This is a genomic window from Labilibaculum euxinicum (assembly GCF_963678175.1).
In the GTDB taxonomy this organism is placed as follows: domain Bacteria; phylum Bacteroidota; class Bacteroidia; order Bacteroidales; family Marinifilaceae; genus Labilibaculum; species Labilibaculum euxinus.
The window spans coordinates 4,610,518-4,629,933 of the sequence record NZ_OY782756.1; the positions used below are offsets into that span (position 1 = coordinate 4,610,518).

General features: G+C 36.0%; 9 protein-coding genes. 8 read left to right on the plus strand and 1 reads right to left on the minus strand.

Features of this window, described 5'->3' with window-relative positions:
- Window positions 1–380 precede the first annotated feature (380 nt).
- From purL to ACY0M5_RS18175, 4 genes are all read left to right on the plus strand, one after another.
- The gene (gene purL / locus ACY0M5_RS18160) at window positions 381–4,070 is read left to right on the plus strand and encodes a phosphoribosylformylglycinamidine synthase (RefSeq protein ID WP_461630147.1); all 3,690 of its coding nucleotides are present in this window, start codon (window positions 381–383) and stop codon (window positions 4,068–4,070) included.
- A gap of 119 nt (window positions 4,071–4,189) precedes the next feature.
- Window positions 4,190–4,603 (plus strand): hypothetical protein, encoded by a 414-nt coding sequence (locus tag ACY0M5_RS18165; protein WP_156196339.1) that lies wholly within the window; start codon window positions 4,190–4,192, stop codon window positions 4,601–4,603.
- 197 nt (window positions 4,604–4,800) lie between these two features.
- On the plus strand, window positions 4,801–8,982 hold the full coding sequence (locus tag ACY0M5_RS18170; RefSeq protein WP_461630148.1) for a PKD domain-containing protein: 4,182 nt from the start codon (window positions 4,801–4,803) through the stop codon (window positions 8,980–8,982).
- A gap of 439 nt (window positions 8,983–9,421) precedes the next feature.
- Window positions 9,422–9,793 (plus strand): hypothetical protein, encoded by a 372-nt coding sequence (locus tag ACY0M5_RS18175; protein WP_101310568.1) that lies wholly within the window; start codon window positions 9,422–9,424, stop codon window positions 9,791–9,793.
- A 72-nt stretch (window positions 9,794–9,865) separates the two neighbouring features.
- On the opposite strand, the gene ACY0M5_RS18180 is transcribed toward ACY0M5_RS18175, so the two are convergent.
- On the minus strand, window positions 9,866–11,677 hold the full coding sequence (locus ACY0M5_RS18180) for a glycoside hydrolase family 15 protein (protein WP_461630149.1): 1,812 nt from the start codon (window positions 11,675–11,677) through the stop codon (window positions 9,866–9,868).
- A 102-nt stretch (window positions 11,678–11,779) separates the two neighbouring features.
- Here ACY0M5_RS18180 and ACY0M5_RS18185 point away from each other — a divergent pair, with 102 nt between their 5' ends.
- The 4 genes from ACY0M5_RS18185 to ACY0M5_RS18200 all read left to right on the plus strand — a co-directional run bounded on the left by ACY0M5_RS18185 (window position 11,780) and on the right by ACY0M5_RS18200 (window position 19,329).
- Window positions 11,780–13,987 (plus strand): bifunctional alpha,alpha-trehalose-phosphate synthase (UDP-forming)/trehalose-phosphatase, encoded by a 2,208-nt coding sequence (locus ACY0M5_RS18185; protein WP_461630150.1) that lies wholly within the window; start codon window positions 11,780–11,782, stop codon window positions 13,985–13,987.
- A gap of 182 nt (window positions 13,988–14,169) precedes the next feature.
- The gene (gene nadB, locus ACY0M5_RS18190; RefSeq protein WP_461630151.1) at window positions 14,170–15,753 is read left to right on the plus strand and encodes an L-aspartate oxidase; all 1,584 of its coding nucleotides are present in this window, start codon (window positions 14,170–14,172) and stop codon (window positions 15,751–15,753) included.
- Between the two features lie 10 nt (window positions 15,754–15,763).
- Window positions 15,764–16,612: a carboxylating nicotinate-nucleotide diphosphorylase gene (gene nadC, locus ACY0M5_RS18195; protein WP_461630152.1), complete on the plus strand. Its 849-nt coding sequence runs from the start codon at window positions 15,764–15,766 to the stop codon at window positions 16,610–16,612.
- 584 nt (window positions 16,613–17,196) lie between these two features.
- Window positions 17,197–19,329, plus strand: coding sequence for a tetratricopeptide repeat-containing sensor histidine kinase (locus tag ACY0M5_RS18200; protein ID WP_461630153.1), 2,133 nt, complete (start codon window positions 17,197–17,199; stop codon window positions 19,327–19,329).
- Window positions 19,330–19,416: the final 87 nt, after the last annotated feature.

A 19,416-nucleotide genomic window follows, 5' to 3' on the forward strand; every position in this document is an offset into this window, starting at 1 on the left:
CTACTTTTCTAAATTCTTATTTAGAATTCACACTACGCAAACCTTTGCACAATTAAGCGAACTCATATAACGCTTCCTAACATTTGCGAGATCAAAGAAAATCTCTTTTCCGATAAAACAGAAATATATTTTACTATTCCTCAACATATTCGAACACAAATATATTTTCATGATTTTTTAGTTAATCCGTACAAAAAACCACGTCCACAACAGTTATTTCACACAATTCTCATTTCATACTTTTTTTGCATTCAAGAGCAAAGAAGAATTCTACAAGCTTAGAGGATCCTTTTTGTTACATTGTGTAAAGTCTTTTACCTATATTTGCATTTTGAAACAGGTTTCAACCATTATTATAAATTTCATAAGTAGACTCTAAGATGATACTATTCTTCAAAAAAGACGAAGTACACTTTGTTGTTCAGACAACTAACCAATTGAATGTATTGGATTTTGAAAAGCTTTCCTGGCTATTCGGAGATGCCGAAAAAATTCAAGAAGATGAGATAGAGGGATTTTTTATTGGCCCAAGAAAGGAAATGATTACTCCTTGGAGTACTAATGCTGTTGAAATAACCCAAAACATGGGAATTTCAGGAATTTTGCGCATTGAAGAATTTCATAAATCGGAAAACGAAAAAGCAGCATACGATCCTATGCTGCAAGCTTTTTATAAAAAAATTGGTCAAGACATCTACACCATTGAAAAGCAACCGGAACCAATTATAAATATTGAAAACATTGCTGCATACAACCAAAAAGAAGGTTTGGCTCTCAGCAGTGAAGAGATTGATTATTTAAATGGAGTTTCAGAAAAAATCGGCAGAAAATTAACTGATTCCGAAGTGTTTGGTTTCTCTCAGGTTAATTCGGAGCACTGTCGTCACAAAATTTTTAACGGAGTGTTTGTTATTGATGGTGAAGAAAAAGAATCTTCACTTTTCCAATTGATTAAAAAAACTTCCCAATTAAATCACAACAGAATTGTATCTGCCTACAAAGACAATTGTGCCTTTTTAGAAGGACCTAAAATGGAACAGTTTGCTCCTGTTACTCATGATAAAGCAGATTTCTTTCAAACCAAAGACATTAACACTGTAATTTCTCTTAAAGCGGAAACACATAATTTCCCAACTACTGTTGAACCATTTAATGGTGCAGCAACAGGTACTGGTGGTGAAATTAGAGATAGAATTGCAGGAGGAAAAGCTTCAGTTCCTATGGCTGGAACTGCTGTTTACATGACTTCCTATCCTAGACTGGAAGCTTCCCGTTCATGGGAAAATGCTACTGATGCCAGAAAATGGTTGTATCAAACTCCTGAAGAAATTTTAATTAAGGCATCGAACGGAGCCAGTGATTTCGGAAATAAATTTGGTCAGCCTCTTATTTGTGGTTCTGTTCTTACTTTCGAACACTTCGAAAACAATAAAAAATACGGTTACGATAAAGTTATTATGCAGGCCGGAGGAATTGGTTATGGCAAATTCGAACAAGCTCAAAAAGATGTTCCTGAAAAAGGCGATAAAGTAATTCTTTTAGGTGGTGACAACTACAGAATTGGAATGGGCGGTGGAGCCGTTTCCTCTGTTGCAACCGGTGAATTCACAAACTCTATCGAGTTAAATGCTGTTCAGCGCTCAAATCCTGAAATGCAAAAAAGAGTTTGTAATGCAATTCGGGCAATGGCCGAAATCGATGAGAATCCTATTGTTTCTATTCATGATCATGGAGCAGGCGGACACTTAAATTGCCTATCAGAACTAGTTGAAGAAACCGGCGGTAAAATTGATTTGAATGCCCTTCCTGTTGGTGACCCTACTCTTTCGGCTAAAGAAATTGTAGGAAATGAGTCTCAGGAAAGAATGGGATTGGTTATTAAAGAAAAGGATGTTGCCCTTTTAACCCGCATAGCAGAGAGAGAAAGAGCCCCAATTTACCAGGTTGGCGAAACAACCGGTGATATGAGATTCACTTTTGAGGATAAAAAAAACGGACAAAATCCAATTGATCTTGGTCTTTCGGAAATGTTTGGAAAACCACCAAAAACTGTCTTAACAGATACAACTTTGAATGAAAAATTTGAAGCTGTTAAATATGATGGTAATAAAATAGAAGAATACATCGAAAATGTTCTTCAATTAGAGGCTGTTGCCTGCAAAGATTGGTTAACCAACAAGGTAGACAGGTCGGTAACTGGAAAAATAGCCATGCAGCAATGTGCGGGCCCGCTTCAATTGCCATTGAATAATTTAGGCGCCGTTGCAATTGATTTTCAAGGCGAAAAAGGAATTGCTACATCTATTGGTCATACACCAATTGCAGCTTTGGTAAACTCTGAAAATGGCAGTCGCCTATCTATTGCCGAATCATTAACAAATATGGTTTGGGCTCCAATTGAACAGGGACTTAAAGGCATTTCATTATCTGCAAACTGGATGTGGCCTTGTAAAAATGCCGGTGAAGATGCCCGTTTGTATCAGGCTGTTCAATCAATTAGTGATTTTGCCATTGAATTGGGAATCAATATCCCAACAGGAAAAGATTCACTTTCCATGACCCAAAAATATGGAAAAGACGATGTTGTTTATTCTCCTGGAACAGTTATCATTTCAACTGTTGGCGAAATAACCGACATCAATAAAATGATTTCTCCGGTTCTGAAAAACGAAGCTGGTTCTCATTTAATATATATGGATTTCTCGAAAGATGATTTCCAATTGGGAGGAAGCAGTTTTGCTCAGATTGTAAATAAATTAGGAACACAGACTCCTGATGTTAAGGATTCAAAATATTTTGCAAAAGCATTTGAAACTCTTCAGCAATTAATATTGGAAGACAAAGTACTTGCCGGTCACGATATTTCAGCTGGTGGTATGATTACAGCATTGTTGGAGATGTGTTTTGCAGACAACAGACTTGGTGCTGATATTGATCTTTCATCGATTGACGAAAGCGATTTGGTTAAAGTATTGTTTAGCGAAAACCCAGGTGTTATTTTCCAGGTGAAAGATCTTGAAACTATTTCAAAGGATCTTGCCGGTAAAGGAATTAAATTCCATGTAATTGGAACTCTTGGCGAGGCAGGAAAGATGCAAATATCAAAAGATGATCAGGCTCTTGATCTTGATATCGCATCCTTACGTGATCTTTGGTTCAAAACTTCTTATCTTTTGGATAGAAATCAATCAGGCAAAGAATTGGCTTTGAAAAGATTCAAATCTTACAAAGAGAATGAACTGGAATTCAAATTCGATGAGAACTTCACAGGGAAATTTAAACAATTCGGAATTGATCCAAAAAGAAAAGAAAAATCAGGAGTTAAAGCCGCTATTATTCGTGAGAAAGGTGTAAACGGAGATCGTGAGATGGCCTGGATGATGCATTTGGCAGGAATGGATGTTAAGGATGTTCATATGACTGATTTGATTGCCGGACGTGAAGATTTATCGGACGTGAACATGATTGTTTTTGTTGGAGGATTCTCTAACTCAGATGTGTTGGGTTCTGCAAAAGGATGGGCCGGAGCTTTCCTTTACAATGAAAAAGCTAAAAAAGCTCTTGATAATTTCTATGCCCGAAAGGATACTTTAAGTCTTGGAGTTTGTAATGGATGTCAGTTAATTTCTGAACTGGGATTAATTTATCCTGATCATGAAAAACATCCAAAACTTCTTCATAACGAATCACACAAATTCGAATCTGGATTTGTAAGTGTATCAATTCCAGAAAATAACTCAATTATGCTTTCGTCTTTGGCCGGAAGTAAATTAGGTATTTGGGTTGCTCACGGGGAAGGTAAATTTGATTTGCCATACGGACAAGACAAGTATCAGATTCCTATGAGATACAACATTGATCAGTATCCTGCCAATCCAAACGGCTCGCCATTTGCAACAGCTGCGATATCATCAAATGATGGTCGCCATTTAGCAATGATGCCTCATCTGGAAAGAGCAACTTACCCTTGGAACTGGGCTCATTACAATGAGAACCGCATTGATGACGAAGTTTCACCATGGATTGAAGCATTTGTAAATGCGAAAAAATGGATCATGGAACACAAATAATATCAATAACTTAAATATTGAATACCTCCTTTTCAAGGGGGTATTTTTTTTGCTTAAATACAAGGTAAAAACTAATACATTTTTCATAACTTGTGACAACTAACGAAATCACAACGTATATGAAACATTTTTTACCCCTTATTGCCATTCTAGGATTAACATTAGCGTGTGCCCCACCTAATAAACTTGCTTCCACTGAAAAAACGCAAGACTCAATCCAAAAGGAAAAAAGAATCCCCGTTGAAAAACAAATTGCCCCCGGTACTTGTTCTCTTGTAATAAGTGACTTTAAATTTTTATCAGAGAACAATAAATTCCTGCTAAACGGAAAAGTGATTTCCATAAAAGCTTATGGTGCAGGCTTTACTTCGACTTTCGAGAAGGAACAAAGCATTCAAATAAAAATTACAGAACAACAATTTATTAATTTGAAATCTGCAAAAAGCATTTCTTGTTTAATATCCAGTATCGAAGGAGTACACAACACTCCCCTTTACAAACTGGTAGATTATAAATCAGAAACAAAACAATAAAATTAATTTCAATTTAGTCCTTATCTTATTCATATTGGTTCCTAGAATACAGGAGAACAGCCCCAATTGTAATTTGAAAATTGGAAATAAAAATTACTTTTCAACTAACAAATAAGTTAGGAAAACGTAATATGTCTGCTTCCTCTTTGATAAGAAAACTTAATTTGCACGTATTCGGCATTAAATAATCAAAACACATGAAATCAATTTTCACCATACTACTCGCAATAGCGATTTCTTTTCCAATACTTGCGCAAAATAAAAAACTAACAGCACAAAAGCACTCTACACTAGGAGTGAAAAATATCGTAATAACCGAAAAAACGTACAATGATTTAACCAATCCCACATTAAACAAAAGAAAGTTGGCTAAAATTGCGGACAAAGAAGCAGGAAAGCCAAAACGTGCGGATGATCCTATTGCCAGAGCCTTGTACGAAAGAAATCTACTGAAAAATCCTCTTACAGGACAGATCCCATTAAACATTAAAGAACTGGAAAAGGCATATGTCCTTTCTTCAGCCTCAGGTTTGCAAAGCAGATTAAAAACAGGAGGATTAAGCTATATCAATAGCGGACCTCGAAATGTTGGCGGAAGAACCAGAGCTTTAGCTATTGACATGAATGATGCGACAGGAAATACAATATTAGCGGGAGGAACAACCGGCGGAATGTGGAAATCAACCGATAACGGTGTTAGTTGGACCCGAACAACAAAGCTTGAAGACCACCCTAGTGTAACTTCTATTGCACAAGATCCAAACAACACTGCAATCTGGTATTATACAACCGGAGAACTAATAGGTAATTCAGCATCGGCAGGTAGTGCCCCTTACCGGGGAAACGGACTGTTTAAATCTACCGATAACGGCGACAGCTGGACATCTTTAACCTCTACTGCTTCCAACACATCTGAAATATATGATGCTTTTGATTATGCCTGGAATATTTGTATTGATCCTATCAACAGCGATGTATATGTTGCAACATCAGATGGAATTAAGCGCTCAACGGATGGAGGGACCAGCTGGACTGATGTTATCGAATCAGATTCCTATTATGAAGATATTATCTGTACTCCCAGCGGGATTAAATACGCTTCTTTAAGTGCCGATGGCACAACAAAAGGAATCTACAGATCGGTAACAGGAAATTTAAATGAATGGGAAGACATTACTCCTAGTGGATTTCCTGCAGATTATAACAGAGTGGTACTTGCACATGCACCAAGTAATACGACCAATGATATTGTTTATATTTTAGGTGAAACAATAGGAGCAGGTTTTCAGGATCACAGTTTTTGGAAATTGACTTATAATCCTGCCGCAACAACTCCGGCAACATGGGTAGACCGGTCACAAAATCTACCGGAAGGTGGCGACGGGGACACAGATGTAAATGGTTACAACTCACAGGGGTCTTACAATATGGTAATAAAAGTTGCTCCGGATAATGAAAATATGGTATTTATCGGCGGCACTAATCTGCTTCGTTCCGATGATGCTTTTGCAACAAAAGCAAGTCCTTTAAGTGTTGGGAAATCGACCGATGAATCAAAAACCTACTGGATTGGAGGCTACGCTACCGAAAATAATATTAGTCAGTATCCAAATCATCATCCGGATGTACATGCATTAGTATTTAAGAATGATAATGCAACATTACTATGCGGACACGATGGTGGAATTAGCATTACTAACAACTATAAACAAACAGACGATACATTTTCTGAAACAGCAGGAGACAAAAGCATGCCTGTTGATTGGGAATTTCTGAACAATGGCTACCTAACAACACAAGCTTATACAGTCGCTGTTGATAACGATATTAGAACAAACAAAGTATTACTTTCCGGATTTCAGGACAACGGTACCTGGCTTGCTGAAACTTCCGATCCTGATAAAGATTGGTTAGCCTGGGGGTCAGGCGACGGCAGTTACTGCAGTATTTTTAATTTAGGTACCAGTATTTACTCTTCTTCACAAAGCGGCACCACTTACCTTGAAAATAACGTAACAGATGAGGCAAGTTACTATTGGACCCGTGTTGATCCTGAGGGAGCAACCGGACAATTGTTTATCAATCCATTTGTTGAGGATGCCAACAACAGTGAAATTTTATATTATGCTGCAGGACAATACATCTGGAGAAATTCCAATATTTTTGAAATTCCAAAACTACAATCCAATGAAGCCAATATAAATTGGGAAAAACTGGAAATATCAAAAGCAAGCGGAACTGTATCGGCAATGGAATCCTCAACCTTCCCTGCTCACATTCTGTATTATGGAACATCAACAGGAAAAGTTTATAAAATTGAAAATTCGCACTCGAAATGGGCAAAAAAAAATGACATTACAGGAACAAATATGCCAGCTGGAAATGTAATTTCTATTGATGCAAACCCTTTAAATGCGAATGAAGTATTGGTCGGATTTTCCAATTACGGAATTGAAAGTATATTTAGTACTACCGATGGGGGAACCACCTGGACTCCTGTAAGTGGAAATCTGGAAGAAATAAATGGTGAGAATAATGGTCCGTCCATCCGCTCAGTAGCTTACATGGTTTCACCAACTGACACTATCTATTATGCAGGTACCAGTACCGGTTTGTACAGTACAACAAAACTTGAGGGAAGTTCTACTATCTGGACACAGCAAGCAATTAACCAAATCGGAACCAGCGTTGTTTCAATGATAAAAGCTCGCAGAGATGGATTCTTTGCTGTTGCAACTCATGGTAATGGGGTATTTACAGCTGATGATGATTTTAGCTCTGCTGCTCCTGTTGCACTAATTGGAATGACAAAAGATTCTATTCAAATAGGAGAAGCAGTTGATTTCATGAACAGAAGTATTGGCGATGGGTTTACCAAGTGGGAATGGACATTTGAAGGAGCAGAAACAACAACTTCCGCTGACGAACATCCGCGCGGAATTACTTACAACACATCCGGCGTTTATAAAGTTAGCTTAACTGCTACAAATGCTGCAGGAGAAACTACCAAGGAAATCAGTTCAGCAATAGTTGTTAAATCTGTTAAATCTAATTTTATTGCGAATACAACAAATGTTAATGTTGGAACACAAGTCTCTTTTACGAATCAAAGTACAGGCTCTGATCTAAATTATAATTGGAGTTTCCCTGGTGGAACACCAGACAATTCAACAGAACAAAATCCTGTAATTACATATAATACAGTTGGAACATTTGACGTGACGCTTACTATCAGCGATAATGAGTATAACGATACAGAAACAAAAGTTGGATACATTACAGTTCTTGATCCTGACGATTTTAATGACTCTTTACTTTACAATATTTCAGCTGAAGATGAATCAAAATTGTCCATTTATTCTTTAACTTGGGGATATACATCCGGACACAACAATTATAACATGTCTCAATTTGCTGAGAAATTTGAGATGGTTAATCCTAACTTAAACGTTGTACGAAGTATTCAGCTGAATCCGGTTTTTGTAGAAGCACAATCTTCAGATCCTAAAATTGCAATCAAAATTTGGAATGGTGAAAGCATACCCGAAACTGAAATTTATTCAAAAGAAATTGCATTTTCTGAACTGCAGGCCCGCCAGTTTAATGAAATTATTCTTGACTCTCCTATTGAAGTCAATTCCAGCTTCTTTGTTGGCTACGAAGTCTTTTATGAAAATCCTGTTGATACATTTGCTGTTTGGCATCTTCCTTTGGATGGAGATATTACTTGGGACAATTCAGCCTACCTTACCTATGAAGGTGAATGGAAAAGTTTCTCGGATGGAAGTATCTATGCTGCCAATTCAGCCTTAGCCATTAAAGCATTAGTTGGATATGAAGAAAATATTGCACCTCCATTGAAGGCTGATTTTACCGTAAACTCAACTACCACAACAACAGCAGACAATATTAGCTTTACTGATTTATCAACAGGCGCAATTGCATCATGGGAATGGAATTTTGCAGGTGGTACTGCTGACGATAATACATTGCAGAATCCTACTGTATCATATAGTGAAGCAGGGATTTATGACGTAACATTAACGGTAAACGGCACAAATGGTACATCAAATACCAATACCAAAGAAAATTATATAACCGTTGAGATGGCTACAGCAATTAATGAACTGGGCGAAGAAGTTGAAAAGCTAATGATATATCCTAACCCACTGGTGTACAAAAGTAATGTAGTCTTCCCTAACAAAACCAATCAGAAATACCGGTTGGTGGTTGTGGATGCCAGTGGCCGTGTGGTTCGGATTATTGAAAATATTACAGGAAACAACGTGATTATAAACCGGGAACAATTGAAACCCGGTGTGCATATCATCAACCTTTCGGGCGAGAAAATATACAAGGGAAAACTATTGGTGAAATAAGAAGATCAAATAGATATTTTAGTGAGAGCTTGTCGTAATTCGGCAAGCTCTTTTTTCTCCTCAGGCACCAACAAAGCTTCTTAGCTGGACACGATATACCCCTTATGACGTATTTTACATCTCCTGATATATATTTTACTATCTATATGATGAATTTTACATCATAAATCAGGTATTTTACTTACTATAAATTGTTTTTTACATCTTCTATTATCTTTTTTACCTAATCTGATAGGTAATTTACATCTCATATTATCTTTCTTACTTAAATTATTATGTTTTTTACATCATAAAGGATGTATTTTAATGACTAAACTATTGATTTTACTATCTATAAGGTTTAACTTTATACTTGTAGGAAGCATATTTGCTCTCAGGTTTACAATTTCTGTAAAACTGAATCAGGAAGAATATTAATTTTTAAACCCGCCGCATAAGCATGAACCCAAAATCAGAAAAAATCCCCTTTAGCATTCACCGAATGATTCGACAAAACTTATCGAAACGAAACCTAACGGTAAGCTGGTTAGCACGGAAAATTAATATCCGCCCTATTTCACTTCACCAACAACTGGACAGATCAACACTTCAGGTAAACAGACTATGGAGTATCTGTCAGGCTCTTGAATTAAATATTTTTCAGGAAATTGCGAATAGACTGGAGAGAGAGAATCAATCACAAAAGGCTGTAGAAAAAGGCATGGAACTATCTCAGATAGATGCAGAAGTAGATGGCCTTAAAAAAAGAATCGAGTTACTCGAAAACGAAAACAAAACCTTAAAAGAGGTAATCAGTTTACTGAAAGGTTAAATCAGAAAATAAAAACAGCACCAAATAACCGATGTCAATATGGTGCTGTTCAAACAATCATTTAAAATTTTCTTAACTACTCAACTGATCCAACAAACTATCCTCATCATCGAAAGTAGAATCTGAAAAATTTAATGCTGTTTCGATAATCGCCAAGTGGGAATAAGCCTGTGGAAAATTACCAAGCATTCGTTTCGAAACAAAATCGATATCCTCAGCAAACAAACCCAAATGATTTGAATAGGTTAATAACTTATCAAATTTCTGTTTTGCCTCCTTCTTTTTGCCAATTTTATACAAACTGTTTATCAACCAGAAAGAACAAATTGTGAAGGCTGACTTTGGCGTTCCAAAATCGTCCTTATTTTTATAACGATACATTAAACCGTCATGTTCCAATTCGTTTTGAATGGTTAGTACTGTCGATTTATACTTCTCATCTGCGGCATTGATAAAACCATAACTCTCCATTAACAATACAGATGCATCCATATCCTCAGAACCATAAAATTGGGTGAACGCCTGTTTCTTTTCACTCCAGGCCTTTTTCATGATATCTTCTTTCACCGAATGTCGAAGAATAGTCCACTTCCCCACATAATAATCGCGCTTCAAAAGAGTTGCAATTTTAACCGCCCGGTCGAAAGCCACCCAGCACATCACTTTACTAAAAGTGAAATGAAGACTTCTACCACGAATTTCCCAAATTCCCCGATCCGGCTTTTTCCAATTCTCCTCTACAACCTTCACAATGCTTCTTACAATGGTCCATAATTCCTCACTATGGTCGAGAGAATTTTCAAACATTTCGAAATGCTGATGAATCAGATCCACCAAAATTCCATAAATATCATTCTGTTTTTGCTTGTAGGCAGCATTCCCAACGCGAACCGGTTTCGACCCTTCATAACCTGCAAGGTGTTCCAACTCGAATTCCGAAAGCTTTTTCTCACCATTAATACCATACATGATCTGAATTTTCTCATTCTTCTCAGGAATAATATCCATAATAAAATTCAGGTATCGTTTTGCCACATTATAATGTCCCAATTGGGTGAGAATCTTAACAACCATAGAACCATCACGAATCCAGCAAAAACGATAATCCCAATTTCTAACTTCACCTATTGTTTCGGGTAAAGATGTTGTTAATGCAGCAAGAACGGCTCCACTTTTTTGATAACTTAACAATTTCAAAACCAATGCACTTCGATTGGATTCTTCGCTATATTTAGGCAGTACTTTGGTTTTTTCGCTCCAGTTCAGCCAATATGTTTTTGTGCGCTGCAATTTCAAATAAATTCGGTCAAGTGTTTGTTCCAGTAACTTCTGATTGTAACTAACCTCGCAAAATTCATCTTTTTCCAACTCAATGACTTCCTGATTCAATATATCAGAACCTTTAAAACTGGAATACAAATACAAAGAATCGTAATTACCTGATGTTGTATACGATTTTATAAATTTCTCACTGGACAATTTATTTTTAGTTGTATTTCGGGCATAATCCAGTTGAGGATTGTATTTAATCCGAAACTTTGGTTTTCCATAAACCAATCGAAAAAAACGAACTACATCAGGAGGCATGTAGTAATCGTTTTTTTCTGTTACATATCTGGGCATAAAATCCAAAACTTCAAAAACTCCATCTATACACTCAAATCTTGTTTTTAAAATATTTGTATTTTTTCGGTACTCCTGTGTAATATTTGTTGCACTCTCAGGTAAAATTTCAAAACTACCACCTTTACTCTTATCCAACAACTTAGCAAATGCCGAAGATGAATCAAATTGTGGCAAACACACCCAATCCAACGACCCCTTTTCCGAAACCAGTGCCGCACTTCTACAATTTCCTATTACCCCGTAATTTAAATTCTTCATAAAAAAATGCTATTTTAGAGCTTAACCATAAAAACTCCACGGAAAATAAAGATTTTCCATGACTTTAGACTGTTTTTAAACCAAAATTTAAATTTCCTTTTTATGAATCGAATTCACATTGTCTCCAACAGACTCCCTTTTAGTATTAACGTAGAAAATGACAACATCGAATTAATTCCGAGTGTTGGCGGGCTTGCAACAGGTATGAGGTCGGTTTACAAAGAATACAATGGAAAATGGATTGGCTGGCCGGGATTACCAAGCGATGATCTTGACGATCAATTAACTGCAAAAATTGAAGAAGAATTAATTAAAGAAGATTGTATATCTGTTCATCTGTCGAAACAGGAAATAGACTTGTACTATGATGGTTTTAGTAACCGGACTATTTGGCCGCTATTTCATTATTTCGCGCAATATATTGATTACGACCATGAATTATGGGACGCTTTTGTAAGCGTGAATCAAAAATTTGCTGATAAAGCACTGGAAACTATAGAGGAAGGTGACACCATTTGGATTCACGACTATCAATTATTACTGGTTCCTGAAATGATAAAATCAAAAAAACCTGGTGTTACCATTGGTTTTTTTCTCCACATCCCCTTTCCTTCTTTTGAAGTCTTTCGAATTTTGCCATGGAGAAAAGAATTGATACAAGGTATTCTGGGTGCTGATCTGATAGGCTTTCATACTTTCGATTATCAAAGACATTTTTGCAGTTCGGTGCGTCGTTTAATGGGGTACGAGATTTCATTCAACCAAATTCACATCGAAGACCGGATTATACTTGTTGATTCCTTTCCAATGGGAATTGACTACGATAAATTTAGAGATGCTGCAACTCAAACATTTCAAAAGCCGCTTCAGGAAAAATCGAAGCTTCATCGTGAGCTGGAAAAATATTTTCTGGTTTCACCTGAACGAAAGCTAATTCTCTCGATCGATCGAATGGATTACTCGAAAGGAATTCCAAACCGCTTACGGGCTTTCTCAAAATTCTTAGAAGATTATCCTGAATTTATAGGCAAAGTAACACTGATAATGCTTGCGGTACCATCCCGTGGAACCGTGGAACACTATATCAACCTTAAGAGAGAGGTGGATGAATTGGTTGGAACTGTAAATGGTAAATTCGGGAGTATTAACTACACGCCGGTTTGGTATTTTTACCGTTCGCTACCCTTCGAAAACCTGATTGAATTGTACAGTTCATGTGATGTTGCTCTGGTAACACCTGTGCGCGATGGAATGAATCTGGTTGCGAAAGAATATGTAGCATCAAGAACAAATAGAACAGGTGTTATCATTTTAAGTGAGATGGCAGGCGTTGCCAAAGAAATGGGGGAAGCTCTGATAATTAATCCCAACAATATTAATGAAATTGCAAGTGCTATTAATCAGGCCTTAATCATGCCGCTTGATGAGCAGCGGGAACGGATGATCTTTCTTCAGGATAGGATAAAACGATATGATGTTTTCAAATGGTCAAGTGAGTTTGTAAAATCTTTAGCAAAAGTTGAAAAAATACAAAACTCCTTCTATGCGAAGAAAATTAATAGTAAAATCATGGAAAATCTTAGCTCGAAATACCATTCTTCAGAAAGCAGAGCTATATTCCTTGATTACGACGGAACCTTAACCGGCTTCAGATCGAATCCAAATGATGCAAAACCGGATGAAGAGCTTCATAAAATTCTTTTCAAACTGGAAGAAGATCCTCGTAATGTAATTACAATTATAAGTGGCAGGGACAGAGATAGTCTGGAGAAATGGTTTGACGGACACAAAATCAATTTAATTGTTGAACATGGTGTTTGGCTTAGAAAAAATCAAAAAGAGTGGAAAATGCTAAGCAATGCTTCGGATATATGGAAACCAAATATTCGTCCTACTTTAGAAACCTTTGTTGACCAAACACCAGGGTCTTTTATCGAAGAAAAAAATTATTCTCTGGTTTGGCATTTCAGAAAAGCAGAACCTGAACAAGGAGAACTTAGAGCAAATGAGCTTCGGGACGAGTTAACCACAATGATCGCCAATCACAACCTCGAAATATTAGAAGGCAATAAAGTAATAGAAGTGAAAAGTGGCGGGATAAACAAAGGGATTGCCGCTATGCAATTTCTTAAAAACCAAGATTTCGATTTCGTGATGGCCATAGGAGACGACTGGACTGATGAATACATGTTCCGTGAACTTCCGGAATCGACTCATACCATAAAGGTTGGACTTAAAAACACAGCAGCAAAATACAAAGTTGAATCTGTTGCTTCAGTTCGAAAATTACTTTCGGAATTCATTAAATAATTAGAAGCTAATAGCAGGCGGTAAATGAGAATTTATCGCCTTTTTTAGCTTTTCATGTATCTTAAAAGAGCATTATCACACAAAAAATCAACGAATACTATTCCTGTTCTTTAAAATTCGTATAATTTTGCAACGAAATAAAATGAAATTCCCTAATTTCGCACGAACCAAGATTTTTAATAATGCTACACAAACAGTTCGATTATTTAGTAATCGGAAGTGGACTGGCTGGTTTATATTCAGCCTACTATGCTTCCCGCTTTGGGAAAGTTGCCATTTTAACAAAATCGAAGATTGATGTTAGCAATTCTTACTACGCACAGGGAGGCATTGCTGCTGTTACCGATCCTGAAGATTTTCCTCAATATCATTTAGAAGATACTTTAACCGCAGGTCGTGGTTTGTGTGACCTTATTCCTGTGGAAATTCTGGTTAACGAGGGGCCGGATCGTATTCAGGACATAATCGATTTGGGCATGCAATTCGATAAAGAGAACGGCAAACTGGCTTTGGGACTTGAAGGAGGGCATCACCGAAGGCGGATTCTTCATGCCGGTGGTGATTCAACAGGAAAAGAAATGACTCTTTTTTTGATTAAACAGGTAGTGAATAATCCCAATATAGAAATATTTGAAAACCATATGGTTTTTGAATTGCTTGTTGAAAATAAAATTTGTGCCGGAGCAAAAAGCTACAATATCACCAACAATACCAATCTCCTAATTGAAGCTAAGAATACAATTCTTGCTTCGGGCGGAGCTTCTGCTGTCTATCAAAGAACAACAAACCCGCACACTACGGTTGGCGATGGAATAAACCTGGCTTATAAGGCCGGTGCTACAGTAGCGGATATGGAATTCATTCAGTTTCATCCCAGTTCGTTTTATTCTAAGGAAGGATATACATTTCTGATTAGCGAAGCTGTTCGTGGTGAAGGTGCTCATCTTATAAATTCAAAAGGAGAACGGTTTATGTCGGCAATTCATCCTTTGGCCGAATTAGCTCCCCGAGATATCGTTGCCCGGTCCATTTTCAATCAGATGAAACAAAGTCAAAGCAATCATGTGATTCTTAGCCTTAAACATCTTGATGGAGAGAAAATAAAAAATCGGTTCCCGTCTATTAATAAAAATTGCGAATCTTCAGGCGTTGATATGACTCAGGAAATTCCAATTGCTCCTGCGGCGCATTATATGGTTGGAGGAATTAAAACCGGAATACACGCTGAAACCAATATATCGCGACTGTATGCCTGTGGGGAAATAGCTTCATCAGGAGTTATGGGAGCCAACAGACTTGCTTCAAACTCATTGCTTGAATGTTTGGTATTTGGTAAAAGAGCTGTCGATCATGCCAGGGAAACTACTTTGCTTACCGATCCGTTTCCCTTGAATCAGACCGAACTGCATATTAATACAGATCTGGAACAATCATTCCTAAATCATTGCAATGAGATTGCAAATGAGATGAATTTAAAGGCAGGAATAGTACGAAACCATACAGAATTGAAGGAAGTTATTTCACTTTTAGAATCAATTGAAAACAATTTCCCTTTTGAAGCTTATGAATATTACAGTGTTCGTTTGCAAAACCTTATAAAAGTATGTCATCTGCTAACCACTGCAGCATTGGCAAGACAAGAGAGTCGCGGAGGTCATTACAGAGAAGATTTCCCAAAAGAAAAATCAAGATTCCTTACCCACTCGATTCAACAAATTAATAAAGAAATTTATTTTGTTCCTGTAGATCATCGATCTCAAGATTAAATTATCAAATATGAAAGAATCAGGATTCAACGTTCAGGAAATTGAACTCATCATTAATCATGCTTTTCAGGAAGATATAGGAAGTGGTGATATTACCACAAATAATATAGTACCCGAAAATACATCCGCGACTGCAAGTATGACCGCTAAAGCTGATGGAATAGTTGCAGGTTTGGATATTGCCGAAATGGTGTTTCGTAAATTGGATGCAAATTTAAAATGGAATCCAAAAATTAAGGATGGTGACCGAGTATCAAAAGGAGACGTTATTCTTGAAATAAAAGGAACATTCAGGGCTCTTTTAACCGGCGAAAGACTAGCCTTAAATTTACTGCAAAGAATGTCGGGCATTGCTACCGAAACAGCTAAATATGTTGCCGAAGCTAAAGGGACAAAGGTGAAAATACTGGATACAAGAAAAACAGTTCCCGGCTTACGGACATTCGACAAATATGCAGTTAAAATGGGAGGAGGAACCAATCATCGCATTGGTTTATATGATATGGTAATGATTAAAGACAATCACATTAAGATTGCCGGCAGCATTACCTCCGCTGTTGAACAGGTTCGTAAAGCAATTCCTTCGGATATTAAAGTGGAGGTAGAAACAACAAACTTAGATGAAGTTAAAGAAGCTGTTACTGCAGGCGCAGATATCATCATGCTCGATAATATGAGTAATGAATTAATGAAAAAAGCTGTTGACTTCATTAATGGCAAAGCTTTGATTGAAGCATCTGGAAATATGAATTTGGAGAGGATTGCCGGAGTTTCCAAAACAGGAGTAGACTTTATTTCAATTGGTGCTCTCACCCATTCTGTAATTGCATTAGATATCAGTCAAAACATTATTCTTTAGTATTCCAAAGAAGTATTACAGGAAGAAATATTCAAAATTAAAACTAAAATTTTGAGTGTGAATATTTTTTCCTGCAAAAATATTCGAACACAATAAAGGCGCGGCAAAAAAGCAATCCATTTTTTCTTACGAATTGTGTCTGTTGTATGAGTTTGTAATTTATAATTGATCTAAATAATAAACTCTCTGCCATTCAAAATCAATTTACACATCAACAAAGGAATTCCAACTTTATTTTTTTTCTCAAAGTGCTTAAACACTACCAATTAAAGGCATAAAGTCCCTGAGCCAATTTTAACTAAATCGATCTATTAATATTGGAAATCGGTTACATATTACTCACAATCTTTATCCAATTCAAAACGCTTTTTTACAAAATAAAAACAAAGTGTCTATTACACTCTGCTTGTCATCTATCAAAATAATAATACTATTATTTCAGTCAAAATTATTCTAATTAATATTACTATATTTCGGCTCATTATTAGACAATTATGAATATGCAATACCACAAAAAACCTCAACTAAACAATTAAAACAATCCGATTTAATAATAGCATTCAAACTTAAGATCCAAAACCACAATGCAATTTCCCCTACCACTTGTTTTGCTTTTTTATATTTCGTTCTCCAACACTCTATTTGCAAATAGGGTTTCAGATGACGTAAAGAATCAGGATAGTATTAAGATAGAACGATATCTAACCAAATCAAGAACGTACTATACGGTAAAAACTGATAGTGCAATCTATTTTGCAAATAAAGCGCTGCAACTATCTCTAAAGAGTAATAACCAAAAATTGATCATCAATTCGCAGATTGAATGTTTTTACAATTATTCTGTGAACAGAGATCTGACAAATGCAAAAGAAGTCCTTGATGAAGCCAAATCAATCGCATATATAATAAATGATTCTTTAAGTATTGGCAGAGTACATTCCTGTTTAGGATACTATTATGTATTAGCCAGCAAATACGACAGTGCAATTGCCCAATACACTAAATCTCTTGAAATAAGCGAGGCAATCAAGAATAACAAAAATAAAATTAATAATCTTATCGGGCTTGGACAAGTGTACTATGAAAGAGGAGATTTTGAATTAGCACTAAGCAAATATGTAGAAGCCTTTCAATATAATAAAGTACAGGACAACAAGAATACTAAGCTTAGTATTCTCATTAGTATGGCAAATATTTATGCCGATGAACATCAAAGGGAAAAGGCAATATCCTATTACAATCAAGCTATGGAAATCGCGATAGAGCTAAAGGATGAAGACACTCTATCAGTTCTTTACAATAATTTAGCAATTATATACCAAAACGATTTAAATTTTAATAAAGCATTAAAATTTTACGAAAAAAGTCTCGCAATAAATAAGAAAGAAAATAATAAAGCAGGCGTTGCATTGTGTCTGAATAATATTGGTGAAAATTATTTTAAAATGGGGAATACAGATAAAGCAATTGTATTCCTGCGCGAATCATTATCTACCAATCGACAATTACAACTTGATACTGAGATTATTTATAATTTGGAGACCTTAATTCAAATACACCTTAGCTTAGGTAATTTCAATCAGGCATATAAATATCTTGAAGAAGGAATTTCTTTAACTAAGAAATTAAAGATAAAAGGTAAAAGAAGTGATTTATTGAAGCTCCTTGCTGAATATTACAATAAAACAGGGAAATACCAAAAAGCCTATTCCTCCATGATAGCATACAACTCTCTTAAGGATAGCATACAACAAAAATCAAGAACAGATAAGATAGTTGAACTTCAAACGCAGTTTGATTCTGAGAAAAAAGAGAAAGAGAATGAAATTTTAAGAGTGAAAAACCAATTTACTCAAGAAAAACTGGAACAAGAAAAAATGAGAGCAAAATACCTTTATATTTTCTCCTTTTTAGCGCTTGCTGTTATCCTTCTAATAATTATCCTATTTCGCTCTAAAATTAAGATAAACAACCAAATAAAGAATATAAATGGCAAATTGGAAGATTCTAATTCCAAATTAAAAATCATGAATGCTACAAAAGATAAGTTCTTTTCAATAATTGCACATGATTTAAGATCACCTTTTAACGCCATATTAGGATTTTCGGAACTGATAAAATCGGAAGTAAAGAAAGGAAAAGATTTAGAGATCATAGAAGAGTATAATGCCAATATTAATGAATCTGCAAACAGTTTATTTACACTACTTGAAAACCTTTTACAATGGGCTAATGATCAACGTGGAATCCTTGAATTTACACCAACTCAAATAGATTTATATGAATTAATTCAATCCAATCTTGCTCTTTTCAAATTAAAAGCTGCAGATAAATCAATAAAATTATTTTCAGATATACAACCCAACACGGTAGCATTTGGTGATATAAACATGGTAAACACCATAATTAGAAACCTAATTAGCAACGCATTAAAATTCACAGATGAAAATGGCGAAATATTCCTGTCTTCGGTATTAGATGGTGATTTTATTCATCTTTCGGTAAAAGATAGTGGTATCGGAATTAGTAAAAACAATCAGGACAAGCTCTTCCGATTAGATTGTAACTTTACAACTACCGGCACTAAAGAAGAAACAGGAAGCGGTCTGGGTCTTATTCTCTGTAAAGAATTTGTGAAGAGAAACGGCGGTGAAATTTGGGTTGAAAGTGAAGAAAATAAAGGAAGCAAGTTCATTTTCTCCTTAAAATCGGCTTAACTTCTTAGAATACTTTTAAATAGGAAATTTCTTTATCTGAAATTGCTTTTTTTTCGCCTCTTAAGTAGGAAGCATATATCTTTGCAG

Bases quoted from the DNA above. Each gene is read 5' to 3' on its own strand.
- purL (WP_461630147.1), top strand. From the start codon at position 381: ATGATACTATTCTTCAAAAAAGACGAAGTACACTTTGTTGTTCAGACA.
- nadB (WP_461630151.1), top strand. From the start codon at position 14,170: ATGCTACACAAACAGTTCGATTATTTAGTAATCGGAAGTGGACTGGCT.
- ACY0M5_RS18185 (WP_461630150.1), top strand. From the start codon at position 11,780: ATGAATCGAATTCACATTGTCTCCAACAGACTCCCTTTTAGTATTAAC.
- ACY0M5_RS18175 (WP_101310568.1), top strand. From the start codon at position 9,422: ATGAACCCAAAATCAGAAAAAATCCCCTTTAGCATTCACCGAATGATT.
- ACY0M5_RS18170 (WP_461630148.1), top strand. From the start codon at position 4,801: ATGAAATCAATTTTCACCATACTACTCGCAATAGCGATTTCTTTTCCA.
- ACY0M5_RS18165 (WP_156196339.1), top strand. From the start codon at position 4,190: ATGAAACATTTTTTACCCCTTATTGCCATTCTAGGATTAACATTAGCG.
- ACY0M5_RS18180 (WP_461630149.1), bottom strand. From the start codon at position 11,677: ATGAAGAATTTAAATTACGGGGTAATAGGAAATTGTAGAAGTGCGGCA.
- ACY0M5_RS18200 (WP_461630153.1), top strand. From the start codon at position 17,197: ATGCAATTTCCCCTACCACTTGTTTTGCTTTTTTATATTTCGTTCTCC.
- nadC (WP_461630152.1), top strand. From the start codon at position 15,764: ATGAAAGAATCAGGATTCAACGTTCAGGAAATTGAACTCATCATTAAT.